General features: G+C 66.5%; 7 protein-coding genes and 1 pseudogene. 3 read left to right on the plus strand and 5 right to left on the minus strand.

Annotation, left to right across the window (positions count from 1 at the left end):
• Positions 1-3: 3 nt before the first annotated feature.
• Complete coding sequence (locus E0W80_RS13565) at positions 4-1,317, plus strand: MFS transporter (protein WP_276320542.1); 1,314 nt, start codon at positions 4-6, stop codon at positions 1,315-1,317.
• A gap of 18 nt (positions 1,318-1,335) precedes the next feature.
• Here the strand turns inward: E0W80_RS13565 and E0W80_RS13570 are convergent, their stop codons facing one another.
• The 4 genes from E0W80_RS13570 to E0W80_RS13585 form a co-directional block, all read right to left on the minus strand.
• Positions 1,336-2,355 (minus strand): NADP-dependent oxidoreductase, encoded by a 1,020-nt coding sequence (locus E0W80_RS13570; protein WP_205802351.1) that lies wholly within the window; start codon positions 2,353-2,355, stop codon positions 1,336-1,338.
• Between the two features lie 268 nt (positions 2,356-2,623).
• Positions 2,624-2,932, minus strand: a complete 309-nt coding sequence (locus E0W80_RS13575) for a hypothetical protein (RefSeq protein ID WP_227991869.1) — start codon at positions 2,930-2,932, stop codon at positions 2,624-2,626.
• A gap of 223 nt (positions 2,933-3,155) precedes the next feature.
• A complete protein-coding gene (locus tag E0W80_RS13580) occupies positions 3,156-3,626 on the minus strand; it encodes a hypothetical protein (protein ID WP_131493215.1) in 471 nt (156 codons plus the stop codon).
• Positions 3,627-3,880: 254 nt separating this feature from the next.
• A complete protein-coding gene (locus E0W80_RS13585) occupies positions 3,881-6,478 on the minus strand; it encodes a helix-turn-helix transcriptional regulator (RefSeq protein WP_131493217.1) in 2,598 nt (865 codons plus the stop codon).
• A gap of 853 nt (positions 6,479-7,331) precedes the next feature.
• Between E0W80_RS13585 and E0W80_RS13590 the strand changes: the two genes are divergently transcribed.
• Positions 7,332-10,883, plus strand: a complete 3,552-nt coding sequence (locus E0W80_RS13590) for a hypothetical protein (RefSeq protein ID WP_165875466.1) — start codon at positions 7,332-7,334, stop codon at positions 10,881-10,883.
• 370 nt (positions 10,884-11,253) lie between these two features.
• On the opposite strand, the gene E0W80_RS13595 is transcribed toward E0W80_RS13590, so the two are convergent.
• A complete protein-coding gene (locus E0W80_RS13595; RefSeq protein ID WP_131493221.1) occupies positions 11,254-11,889 on the minus strand; it encodes a LuxR C-terminal-related transcriptional regulator in 636 nt (211 codons plus the stop codon).
• 542 nt (positions 11,890-12,431) lie between these two features.
• On the opposite strand from E0W80_RS13595, the pseudogene E0W80_RS19205 reads away from it, so the two are divergent.
• Positions 12,432-13,917, plus strand: a pseudogene (locus E0W80_RS19205) (DUF11 domain-containing protein); the annotation flags it as partial.

Genomic DNA, 13,917 nt, shown 5'->3' on the forward strand with positions numbered 1-13,917 from the left:
GACCTGCCCGTCGACGCGGAAACGGGTCACAAGACCCCCGTCAAGGCGGCTGTCGCGAGCTTCATGGGCAGCGCCGTCGAATACTACGATTTCTTCATCTTCGGCACCGCCGCGGCGCTGATCTTCCCGCACATCTTCTTCCCCGACGGGGACAATGCAGCTCTGGTCATGTCGCTCGCGACGTTCGGGTTCGCCTACATCGCACGTCCGATCGGCGCGGTCATCCTCGGCCACCTGGGGGACAGGCTGGGACGCCAGCGGATCCTGATGTTCACGCTCGTGCTGATGGGCATCTCGACCTTCGTCATCGGATGCCTCCCGACGTTCGCGCAGATCGGTTGGTTCGCGCCGATCCTGCTCGTCCTCTGTCGTTTGATGCAGGGGCTTTCCGCCGCAGGTGAGCAGGCGGGCGCGTCGTCGATGACCCTGGAGCATGCGCCCGACGATCGGCGTTCGTTCTTCACCTCCTGGACGCTGTCGGGAACACAGGGCGGGCAGATCCTCGCAGCGCTCATCTTCCTCCCGGTGACGCTGATCCCCGACGAAGACCCGTTCAAGTACGAGTGGGCATGGCGGATACCGTTCTGGCTGAGCGCGGTCGTCGTCGTCGTCACGTTCTACATTCGTCGCACCCTGCAGGAGCCGCCGGCATTCGAAGAAGCGAAGGCCCACGGGGACATCGCGAAGATCCCGCTGTTCGACCTCATGCGATATCACTGGCGGGACGTGCTGCGAGTGATCCTGTGCGCGTTCATCGCCGCGGTCTCCACGGTGTTCGGAAACCTGGCGCTCGCCTACGGCAAGGAGGTCGGACTCGCCGAGAGTCTCACCCTGTGGCTCGTCGTGGTGGCGAACGTCTTCGCTCTCGGAACGCAGCCCCTGTTCGCCACACTCGCCGATCGCATCGGGCGAAAGCCGGTCTTCATCTACGGGGCGATCTCTTCCGCCGTCTTCATGCCGTTCTACATGCTGTCGATGAGCGGGGACAACATGGTCCTCACCTTCGCTCTGGCCGTGCTCACGTTCTCTTGCGGCTACGCGGCTGCGAACGCGGTGTGGCCTTCTTTCTACGGTGAGATGTTCTCTGCCCGGGTCCGGTTCTCCGGGCTGGCGATCGGCACTCAGATCGGTTTCCTGCTCGCCGGATTCGCTCCGTCGATCGTCGCCGGGCTCGGAGGCGTTCAGCAAGGGGGATGGGTCGTCATCTCGATCTTCACGGGAGTGGTGTGCCTCATCGTGACGCTCGCGGCACTCACCGCTCGTGAGACCAAGGATGTGCCGACCGCCACGCTGGGGATCAAAGTGATCGCCGGCTGATCGTTCCCGCTGCTGCGGTCATGCCGTTTCCGCGTCGTCGCCCGCGACGTCGAGGGCCAGCTTCCCCACATGGTGTTCGCGGAGCGCGCGGTGGGCGTCTTGCACACGAGTGAAGGGGAACCGCTGCGCGACGTGCGGCGTGAACGTGCCGGCGTCGATGAGGGAGTTGAGTCGTTCGAGGCCGGCATGGCTCCGGTCGCCGTCGAAGTGGAGGATCGGCACGGCGGGTGGTGTCGCGGGTAGGGGATGAACGCCGTGGGGCCAAGCGACGCGTCCTGAAGGGTGCATCGCGCGAAGCGCCTGCTCCAGCACGGATCCGCCGACGGTGACGAACGCCGCATTGAGCCCGTTCGGCGCGAAAGCCTCCGCCGCTGCCACGACGTCGTGCGAGCGGCCGTCGACGACGGCCGCGGCGCCGTGGCTCCGGGACAGAGCGACGCCGTCGGCGCCGGAGGAGACGGCAAGGACCCGGATGCCGCGCTGCTGCGCCAGTTGCACGACCATGTGTCCCATGCCCCCGCTCGCACCGAACACCATCAGCGTCTGGCCGGGCGCGAGATCGAGCAGATCGATTCCGCTCAGGGCGGTCAGGGCATCCCACGCCATCACGCCGGCCTCGGCCATCGACAGGCGCTCGGGGACGTGGGCGACGTGCTCCTCGGCGACGACACCGTACTCGGCGTAGAACCCTCCGCGCGGCACGGGCATCGACGCGGCATAGACGCGATCGCCGACCGCGAAGCGTGTGACTGCGCTGCCCACGGCGGCGATCGTGCCGGCGGCATCCCAGCCGAGTACGTAGGGGAAGGTCGAGGCGATACCGAACGCATCCTCATATTCCCCCTGGCGCTCCACGGCGTCCCAGGAGGCCACCCCCGCCACGGACACCTTGATCAGGACGTCGGACTCGCCCACGATCGGAACGTCGATCGTCCGAGGGGCGAGCTCATCGACGCCGCCGAAGCGATCGAGCACGATGGCCCTCATCCGTGCGGGAACACGGGGGACGTGAGGGGTGGGCAGGGGTGACGAGCTCATGCGTTCTCCTTCTCGGTGATCTTGGCGCGAGAGCATGGTGTCCGGAAGTTCTCCGGGCAGGGTGTTCGCGCTCCGACGGCGGAGCAGGCGTCGCACGTGGCCGGTCCGTCGCATTGAAAAACTTCGATGCATAGACGATCTCGCATGCATCGAAGCTTGTCAATACGTAGGGCACCGTTCCGGGAAACACGTCACGCTCGACCGTTGCCCGGGCCGAGCCCCGACGACGATCGAGCGTGATGCGCAGTCAGCTAGCGGTGCTGCCGAGTCACGCGGGGAGGAACGCGGTAAGGCCGGTACCGATGAAGGTCAGGATGATTCCGACGGCGACGATCACGCCACCGATGAGTGCCAGCGTGTTGAGGATGATTCCCCAGACGGCAAGCGTTCGGCCTGCGGGTTCGCGACGAAGCGAGAAGAACCCTGCGACCAGACCGGCGATCGGTACGAGGAGCGTGATACCTGCGAAGAACGAGACGATTCCCGTGACGAGGCTCGCCAATCCCAGCATCTTGGAGCGCAGGCCCTCCGTGGGGACTGCGCTACCAGAAGCGTTCGGGACGGTGGATGTTGACATGATCTGTATTTGCTTTCCTGGTTGAGTGTGAGTTGCGCGGCCTGTCGGGTTTCTGGGTGCAGCGCAGGGAACTCAGCAAAGCTAGGTGGCCAGCCTCGCTCCTCGGCGTTGAATGCCTCCGATGCCGTGCTCCTCGCGTGGTTCTCCGTGTCTTCGAGCCGAAACCACGCGCGCCGATGACGTGATCGGCGGTAGTCGACGTGTGAGCCGAGTAGCCGCCGTGTCAGCGACTCGCGGTCGTTGAGACCTTCTCCACTCCGACGAACTTCATCATTTGCTGGCCGTAGAGGCAGGTCTGCAGGGTGAGTTCGCCCTGTATTCCGATGAGGTCGTCCGAGGTCGCGACGCGCTTCGGCAGCATCCGGACATCCACCACGGCATAGGTGACTCCGTCGATGGAGAGCTGCTGGCCCACCTCCCACGGGAGGATGACGTCCCCACCGCAGTTGTTGTGGGCAGCCCACGTGGGCACCGTGCCGGGGTTCTCATAGCGGACCATCTCGGTGAAGGTGCCGTCGCACCGGTCCAATTCCCTCTCGTCGCCCGGGACGCCGAGCGTGACGTGCGGGAGCGTTCCGCTCGCCTCGGTCTGAACCGTGGCGATCGCGATCTTCGTCTCGCCGTAGACGCGCTCGACCTCGGACGGAGCGAAGATCACGGCGACGAGCACCGCCGCCCCCACAGCCAGGAGCATCCCCGCGAACAGGGTGCGCGTGCGAAGCGCTCGGCGTGACCTCGAGGATCGGGTGAGCGGGCGAGAGGGGGGATGCGGCATGGGTCGTGGCTCCGGACGAGAAGGGCAGCTGATCAGTATCGCCACGGAGCGGTCTGCGAGTACCGGTCGCCACAAAGGTCACGTAGCCGCGCTGCCATGATTCAGTGATGACAGCAGCCCGCTCCGTGGTCCGGAGGGCGGAACTCCGCGGTGCGTTCTCTCTGTGCGGAGAGCTAAGACAGGACCTCGACGTGCTGCGCGAGCGCTTTCCGGTTCGACACGTCGAGCTTGCGCATGATGCGATGCATGTGACTCTCGACCGTGCGCACGCTGAGCACGAGGCGCGTGGCGATCTCCTGGTTGGAGAGACCCATCGCGGCGAACCTGCCGACCTCGCGCTCGCGCTCCGTGAGGGTGACGGCCGCGGCCCCGAATCTGGCCGTGTCGAAGGCCCGGTCTCCGTGAGCGGCGCGAATCGCGTGCGCCGCGCTGTCTGCGGCCCGGCGTGTGGCGTCATCGCCCCTCTCGAGCGCCGTGGTGCGCGCGATCTGGCACGCCGAGAGGGCGAGGCCGACCAGCCCCACCTGCTCGAGCTCTTCCACGCACGCGAGCATCGTGACCGGGTCGCCCTCGGCGAGGGCGGAGACGTAGTCACCGTGCGCCTGAAGCAGGCGGGCGTCCGGGAGTTCGTCGAGCGCGCGACGGGCGACCGCGAGGCGCTCCCCGACGGGGGCGAGCTCGAGCGAGGACAGCATGCCGAGCACTGCGGCGAACCGTGCGCCACGATCCCACAGCGACTGCGACGACGCCCACATGTCATCCGCGGCCGCCTGCACCTTTCCATCGAAGGCCAGGAGCTGCGCACGAGGCCAGGCGTGGGTCTGGCCGGGTAGCGGGCCGTCGAGAATGGAGGAGCCGTTGATCTCCTGGGCGATCTTCTCTCCCAGGCTCAGTTGTCCGCGTCGGATCGCCACGACGGACGCGATGGTCAAGAGCGAGAGTTGAACGCCGGGAGGCAGAGGCGAGGGCTCACCGGCGGCGAACACCGTCTCCACGATCTCGTCCACGGCGGCGTAGTCACCCGCGAGGAGCTGCACGAGGATCACCGCGGCGCCGAACGCGCGGAGTGCATCGATGTCGAGATACCCGTGCGCCTCGTCGAACCCTTGCTGGAGGGTCTCGAGCGCGGCACGATGCGATCCGATCCCGAGCAGGGCGAGGCCGTGCAGGACGCGGATCATGTAAGCGTCTCGTGGGCGCTCGACCGTCTCCGTGGCAGTGTGCACCCTGAGCGCGTCGCTGAACCGACCCGTGGAGACGAGCACCAGCATCTGCGTCTCCCACAGCTGCAGCTTCACATCGTCGGGCAGGTCGTCGGTGACCTCGAGCCGTGCGCCGAAGTCGTCCGGGATGCGTGTGAGGTTGGCCTGGAGGCGGACGTCGACGGCGTCGAGCATCCGGGCGTAGGGACCGAGCGTGATCGAAGCCTCGCTCAGACGCCGCTGAGCACCGTCCAGATCGTGGTCGACGTAGGCGGTCCACTCCGCCCGCAGGCTCTCGAAGTCAGCGCGTCCGGCAACGTCTCCGTTGCTCGCGTCGGTGGTGTCGAAGACGTGTCGGACGGTCTCGGTGACGGTCGGGGTGTGCGTGTGCATCAGTGCACGCAGATACCGCACGGCGCTGCTCGCCGAGGGGTTCGCCTCCCATTCGGAAGCCGTCACGATCCTGCGCGCCCGGGCGCGCTCTTGGAGCAAGCGGACGAACAGCGCCTCCTGCGTCCCGAAAGTCGGCTGGCGATTCTCACGTTCGGCGAGGATCGCCGAGGCGGATCCGGCCGTGCCGAGGCGCTCGACGATCAGGGCGGTGAGTCGGGTGCGTCGCGCGGTCAGTGGCTCGTGGCGGAAGAACTCCACGATGAGCGGGGGCACGACGGTCACGAGCTGCCGCGCGCCACTGGAGATGAACGTGATCATGCGACGTTCCTCGAGCAGCTCCAGCGTGCCCCAGTCGATGAGCTTGCGCACGGTCTCGATGTCGGCCACGCCGACGATGGCGATGATCTCGATCGCGTCCCGGGCGGCATCGTCCAGATCCTCGAGGTGCGCTTCGAGCACCGCGCGCAGGCCCGAGCTCCACAGGTCGCGGGTGGCGACCCACTCCTTCCCTCCGCGGAGCGCGATCCTCTGCTCGCGGATACAGGCGTCGACCAGGCTCAATGCCAGCCCGATGTTGCCCCCGGACTTCGCGAAGATCCGGCTCATGGTCGCCGCCTCGATGGGCCCCTTGAGGTAATGCTCCAGCGCCTTCTCCATCTCCTCGAAGCGCAGAGGAGACATGTCGATCACATAGGAGGGTTCCAGGGTGGAGGCGGCGAGGCCGGTCGGGGTGTGGCGCGCACGCAGCCCCTGCAGCCGGGAGAGGACGATGGGGATGCCGCTCGAGCGACGAACGGCCTCGGCGACGCCCCAGGACGACTCATCCAGGTCGTCCCAATCGTCGAGGAACAGCACGGAGCGGGGTAACCGCAGAGCATGTCGCAGAGCTTCGGCCGTCTCGTGGAGCCCACTCGTCGAGCGCTGCGTCCCCGTGGGGGGAATGCCGGCGAGGTGCAGTGCGGCGAGCGGATGCTGACGCAGCGAGGCGACGCCCCGAACCTGGATGACCTTCCACTCGCCCTCTTCCAGCCGAGCGCGGAGCGCCCTCAGGAAGGCGCTGCGGCCGCTGCCTCGTCCGCCGACGACGTCCACGCTGACGCCGGCATGCACCAGATCCAGCGCGGCGGCCAGGCTCTGCTCCCGACCGATGACCATGGCACGACCCCGCTTCCTCACGCGGACACTCCTAACCGAAAACTAGACCTGATCCCTGCGCGACGGAAGTCCGTGTTCCTGTGGGGTTCGGCCGCGCAGCCGTCCGCGACGCGCGCGGATCAGGATGAGATGACAACGGCGCTACCGAGTCGGATTCTGTTTCCATGCGGGTTCGCGATCGTCGTTGAGCGATCACGCACGGGGGGAGCTGACCCAGGGACACCTTTCAGTACGAGAGGGACCTGTCTGGGCGCGCACGCAGTCCGTGCGCGGTGGAACTTGGTGTTTTGCGTACCACGCCGACGACTTAGGTGCGTTTTTCGTGTCCACTCGGTACCGCGATCTCGAGACGGTGGGAGAGCGCTTCCGATTCAGGTTCTGGAGCGACTACGGCCTCCTCGCCGCGACCTACGCAACCTGTGCGCGGGGCTACGGCACTCTCGGTACGGCACCGGCCGCGGCCTCCCTCCGGGCCTACCTTGGAGATGCCCAACACCGTTGGATCGCCGTCGGCGCTCGCCGAGGTGATGTGACACGGGCGGTCTTCCGCGGCCCATCCTGACGGTTCCCCGCCCGTGTCATGCTCTCGTCCGGTGAACGCGGACCGTATGCCGTCTGACTACGGGTACGGCGCGTAGAGCCACGGAGTCGCGTACGGATAGCGGGGAGCCGGGCACGGAGCCGTCCTCATTCGGGTACTGGTATCGAACCCGATCGTCGAGCGCCCAGCGAGTTGCCCCATCTACTTGCATGCGGCGTTGTCTGTTCCAGCCCGCCGAGACCTGGCGTGCTCTCTTTCCCGCGCGCCGAAAAGCTTCCCTGTACGAAAGGTACCTTCTCCATGGGATCACGAAAACCACGAACCCGATACTTATTGTCGACGATTCTCGCGGGCACGATCGCCGTGCTCACGAGTCTCGTGGTCGTCCCTCCGAGTTTCGCCGCCACGGTCGTGGGTGAGGACGGCCTGACGGTCGACGTCTCCCCGAACCAGGTCGTCGAAGCGGATGCCGACGGCTTCACGCTGACGATCACGGACGACAATCTCAGTGGCGCGGACTTCGACTCGTACCAGGTGTCGGGAATCCCGACCGGATGGTCGCTCGTCGTCGACGGCGGAGCGGCTGAGCTGGTCTCGCCCGATCCACTGATCTATTCCATTCCGCGCGCGCACAGCGAGCTGCGCGTCGTCGCACCCGCCGACTACGTCGGCACCCTGTCCGGTGTGAAGATCGCGCGAGACACCAACGGACCGAACCTCGTCACCGACTTCGACAACGGGACCTTCGACTACCTCGGCGAGTCGATGCCTCAGATCGCGGCGAACACGATCTACGCCTGGGACGACCCCTCGACGGTCCACGAGACGGAGGGATGCAACCCTTCGACGCCGTACTACGGACCTTGCGACGGGCAGTACACGATCTGGCCGACGACCAACTTCGGTGGTCCCGACGCGGATCGCTACAACGTGCTCTGGGCGGATGTCCGTTCGATCGACGACGCACTCCCCAACGCCGGTGCCACCTCCAGCGAGGTGATCTGCAGTGCGGATCCGATGAGGAGCCCGGCCGCGAACCTCACTCAGGTCACCACCGAGCAGTCAGCCGCTTCAGGCAAGGTGCTGATGATGAACGGTTCGATGTCGTTCCCCACGCCCCACGACCTCATCTCCACGACGGTCAACGGCCTGGAACCCGGCGCCACGTACACGGTCAAGGGTCACGTGACGAACATCAGCTACAGCGCGGGCAATGTGCTGCCGGTGCAGTCTGCGTTCTACGTGACCGACAGTGAAGAGACCAAGAACATCGGTTCGTCCCTCCCGATCGCGAAGCAGAGCTCCTGCCTGACCCAGGATGTCGTCTGGGGACAGAACGTCGGCACGTTCGTCGCCGACTCGCTCGGTACGGCGACGATCGGACTGCGCAACTACGCAGCCGGCGGCTTCGGTAACGACTTCGCCGTGGATAACATCTCCCTCGTGAAGATGGCCAGTGTCTCGTTCGACCTCGTCGTCCTCGACACCCCGGCCCCGGGGATCGCGCTCGACAAGGACTACGTCGTCGTCGATGACGCGAACGATAACGGGATTAACGACCCGGGCGACGTGATCGCCTGGACGTTCGACGTCACCAACACCGGCAATGTCGCGTTGGAGAACGTCGTCGTGGATGACCCGCTGCTCGACGACCTGGGTCTCACGATCACGTGTGACCCGACGTCCCTGGCCGCCGGCGAGTCCGCGACGTGCCGTTCGGAGGACTACACGATCACGGAGGCGGACGCCGAAGCCGGCGAGATCCACAACGTGGCTACTGCGACCGGTACCGTTCCGCCGGGCACCCCGGGTGACCCCGAAGACCCGGTCAGCCCGCCCGACGAGGTCATCGTCCCGATCGAGCCGACCCCGGCTCCGGGAATCGCGCTGGAGAAGGACTACGTCCTGGTCGACGACGCGAACGGCAACGGGATCAACGACTCGGGCGATGTGATCGCGTGGACGTTCGATGTCACCAACACCGGTAACGTCGCGTTGGAGAACGTCGTCGTGGATGACCCTCTCCTGCAGGATCTCGGCATCGACGTGATCTGCGACCCGGCTCCTCTGGCTCCTGGTGAGTCGGTGCTGTGCCGCTCGGGTGACTACACCATCACCGATGCGGACGTGGAAGCGGGAGAGATCCACAACGTGGCTACCGCGACCGGTAACGTGACGCCGGGTACTCCGGGTGACCCGGAAGACCCGGTGAGCCCGCCGGACGAGGTCATCGTCCCGACCGAGCCGACCCCGACTCCGGCCATCGCGCTGGAGAAGGACTACGTCCTGGTCGACGACGCGAACGGCAACGGGATCAACGATGCCGGCGACGTCGTGAAGTGGACCTTCGCCGTCACCAACACTGGCAACGTGCCACTGGACGATGTCCGTGTCGTGGACCCGCTGCTGGACGAGCTGGGTGTCGCGATCACGTGTGATCCGACCTCCCTGGCTGTCGGTGAGTCCGCGGAGTGCGAGTCGGAGAACTACACGATCACGCAGGCCGACGCCGAAGCAGGAGAGATCCACAACGTCGCCACCGCGACCGGAATGGTTCCTCCGGAGACCCCGGGCGACCCGGAAGACCCGGTGAGCCCGCCCGACGAGGTCATCATCCCGACCGAGCCGACCCCGGCCCCGGGGCTCTCGCTCGACAAGGACTACGTCGTCGTCGATGACGCGAACGGCAACGGGATCAACGACCCGGGCGACGTGATCGCCTGGACGTTCGAAGTCACCAACACCGGCAACGTGCCGCTGGACGATGTCCGTGTCCAGGACCCGCTGCTCGACGAGCTGGGTCTCGCGATCACCTGCGATCCGACGTCCCTGGCCGCCGGCGAGTCCGCGACGTGCCGTTCGGAGAACTACACCATCACGGAGGCCGACGCTGAAGCGGGAGAGATCCTGAACGTGGCCACCGCGACCGGAACGGTTCCTCCGGAGACCCCGGGTGACCCGGAAGACCCGGTGAGCCCGCCCGATGAGGTCATCGTCCCGACCGAGCCGACTCCGGCTCCCGGGCTCTCGCTCGACAAGGACTACGTCCTCGTCGACGACGCGAACGACAACGGGATCAACGATCCCGGCGACGTCGTGAAGTGGACCTTCGCCGTCACCAACACCGGCAACGTGCCGCTGGACGATGTCCGTGTCCTGGACCCGCTGCTGGACGAGCTGGGTGTCGCGATCACGTGTGATCCGACCTCCCTGGCCGCTGGTGAGTCCGCGGTGTGCGAGTCGGAGAACTACACGATCACGCAGGTCGACGCCCTTGCCGGCGAGATCCACAACATCGCGACGGCGACGGGCGCGGTTCCTCCGGAGACCCCGGGCGACCCGGAAGACCCGGTGAGCCCGCCCGACGAGGTCGTCATCCCGCTCGAGCCGCTCGTGGCCGGCCTGGAGCTCGTCAAGTCGGCGCAGCTCAACGACACCAACGGCAACGGCTGGGCTGACGCCGGTGAGACGATCGACTACTCCTTCGACCTCACCAGTACCGGTACTGCTGAGTTGACGGATGTCTACGTCGACGACCCGATGCTGACGGACGCCGGTATCGCGGTCGAGTGCCCGCAGACGACGCTCGCGCCCGGCGAGTCCATGACCTGTCACGCCGTGAAGGGGTACACCGTCACGGAGCAGGACGCGGAGGACGGTCAGGTGTACAACGCCGCGACCGGCTACGCCGAGGTCCCCGACAACGTCGAGCCGATCGATCCGCCCGAGAGCGATGTGACCACCCCCGCTGACGAGGCTACGTACCTCGCGTCGACGGGCGGAAGCAGCCTGGGCATCATCGGCGGCGCGGCTGCGCTGCTCGTGGTCGCGGGAGGAGTGCTCCTCCTCGCGCGACGGATGAAGCGCCCGGTGATCGAGGCGTAACAACCGCTGATCACGTCACAGAGCGGCGTGCCATGTCTACCGACGCGGCACGCCGCTCTGTCGTCTCTCAAACGGACTCTCCGGAGCCGTCGGTACTCACTGAGGGGACGAGTTTCTGCTCCTATGCGGAATTCCGTAGCACGTTCTACTTAAGTCGAACGGTTCTTGGAACAAGGTCGCGCTCGATCTGGTGATGTTGTGACTGGGGGAGACGGGGACGCCCGTCAGTGCTCCGACGCGCGGCTGGGGGGCCGCCGTCGGAGTGGCGCCGTGGGGAGGCGCCTCGGTGTGGTGGCCTTGCCGTGGGGAGCAAGGCCACCAGCCACCGTCGCCGCTCTTCTCCCGGGCGCACTGCGGCCGGAAGGGGTCGTCAGACGCTGCCGTCTGGTACGAGGCCGTCTTCGACGGCGCGCCGGAAGAGATCCACCTTCGTGAAGGCCGGTCGACCTGCGGTCACGTATTTCCGGCGGATGCCTTTGATGTGATCCACGACCGTGTTCCGACTGATGCCCAGCGCCTCACCCACCTGCGCCGCCGTGTATCCGGTGGCGTACAGCTCCAGCACCTCACGTTCCCGGGGAGACAACGCGACCTCGGGTGCGAAGAGCGGAGTCCTCGTGCTCGAGTCGAGCTCCCGCGCTGCTGAACGGTTCCGCTGGGTCGCACGGATACCGGCGATGACCCGGTGGAGAGGATCGGTCTTCCGCATGCTCTCCACACCGGCGGATCCCGGCACCTGTGCAGCGGAGAGCATCGGTGAGACGCCGGAGAAGACCAGGACTCCGATGCCGCGCGACACGAGTGCTTCCCAGGGAGGTGGCTGCGAAAGGGGCCCCCCGATCGCGGGGTCGACCAGCACCACGTCGAGGGTCTTCCCGGCCGAGAGCAGTTCGCGGACGCTGCGTGCCGAGCAGACGAAAGTCATGTCCGGTTGCGCGTTGATCAGGACCGTGATGCCCAGCACGAGCGCCGGCTGGTTGTCGATGATCCCCACGCGAATCGGCACGGATCAAGATTCGATGCCGAACCGTGACCGCGGTGGTCGCCTGCGTCGAAAGGGGTACACCGCGGGCCGAGAATTGCGTAGTCGGTTCCAGCCGTTGCGTAGTCGTCGCCGGTGTGACGACGTCGACCCGCGCGTGCCGGAGCTGGACGACCATGGGGGAGGGGAGATGGGCGGTCGTCCAGCCCGGACCATGAGATGGTCACAACCTATGGCGCTTCCCGCGGAAGGTAAATCCCCAGTTGTGGGGATACGCAGGGAGTCTCCCCCGGCATGGAGAACCTGGCGGCGGCATCGTGCGTCGAGCGGCTTTGCGTGCTGTCCGGAGGCGTTGCGTAGGAGCGACCCGGTGCCTCCGTGCCGTGGCATCCGACGCCTGTCGACAACCATGCCTTGTGGGCGGCCCTTCCCCGCGCTACTGTCCGAGACACAGACACACGGGCCACCCACCCGCGGGTCTCGTCGTGGCAGTACCGGCATTCGCGTGGATGGTCGATCTCATCTGCTGTTCACACGAGATTGGTGCGGTGGTGAAGATGCGAGTCGTGAAAGCCCGATCACGTGCGCGAGGCGTGGCCGCCTTGCTCGCCGCGGTCAGCGTCGTCGCCGCTTCTCTGATCTTCGCGTCCCCCGCGTATGCTGCGGGCTCGGTGCTGTTGGACGAGACGTTCGGAGGTGAAACCGTTCCCGATGTCCGAGCGATCGGGCTGGATGGGGCATGCATCACCGGGGCCACCGCTGCGCCGCCACCCGGGGCCTCCAACCTGGGCCCGTGCACGTTCACGAACGGTTCCCCGACGCCGGGGCTCCTTCCGGGATGGCTCCAACTCAACGATGAGAGTCAGAACCGGAACGGCGGGATGGTGTTCGATCGCGCACTCCCGGCGAACGCCGGACTGGCGATCGAGTTCGATCAGGCGCAGTACGGCGGCAGCGGTGCGGACGGAATCTCCTTCTTCCTCTCGGACGGTTCGCGGTCGCTCACGAGCACCGGTGGCATCGGAGCATCTCTGGGTTACGCGCCGTTCGTCTTCGGGGGTACATCGCAAGAGGGGGTAGCGGGGGGATACCTCGGTGTCGCCTTCGACGCCTGGGGGTACAACACCAACGACGATCAAGGCCGTGGCGTCGGGTGTCCGGCCCTGTCGGGCTACCTCTCCCCGCCACGCGTCGGCAACACCGTCACCCTGCGTGGGCCCGGCGATGGCTACGAAGGATATTGCTTCCTGGCGTCGACACGACTGGGCCCTCCCGGCGGTGCCTCCACGCTGCCGGGAGAGATTCGCAATGCCGTGGGGCCCGATGAGGCGGTTCGCAACGTCCGCGTGACGGTCTCGCCGGATGAGTTCCCTGTCGTGACCGTCGAGATCGACTTCACAGGAACCCGGACGGCGTACCAGACGGTCCTCTCCTACGTCATGGACGAGCGCCCGCCGGCGACGTACAAGTTCGGCTTCGCCGCATCGACGGGTGCAGAGACGGACGTGCACCTCATCCGCAATGTGCAGGTGATGTCGGTGAATCCACTCGGCGACATCAGCCTCGTCAAGCAGGTCGACCGCACCGATCCTCAGCCGGCGGCATACGGGCTCGGCGACACGATTCCCTACCAGTTCGTCGTCACCAACACCGGAGTCGAGCAGCTCACCGGGGTCGTGGTCGACGACCCGTTGATCGCGGACGTCAGCTGTCCGTCCACCGTGTTGGGCCCGGCCGGCGGGGCGGACTCGTCGATGGTGTGCACCGGCAGCTATACGGTCACCGCGGCGGATGCGCAGCAGACCAGCTTCGTCAACACGGCGACCGTGGTCGCCCAGAACAGCGTCGGGGAGCAGGTCACCGATGAATCCTCGGCGACGGTCGACATCACGATCGCTCATGCCTCGCTCGCCTTGACGAAGATCGCTGTTCTGAATGAGGGGAATGGGAATGGCTTGGCGGAGCCGGGGGAGACGGTCACGTATTCGTTCGCGGTGACGAATACGGGGACGGTGACGGTGACGGATCCGGTGGTGGATGATCCGCTGGTGG

The organism is Microbacterium sp. PI-1 (assembly GCF_004337555.1).
GTDB classification, from domain to species: domain Bacteria; phylum Actinomycetota; class Actinomycetes; order Actinomycetales; family Microbacteriaceae; genus Microbacterium; species Microbacterium aurugineum.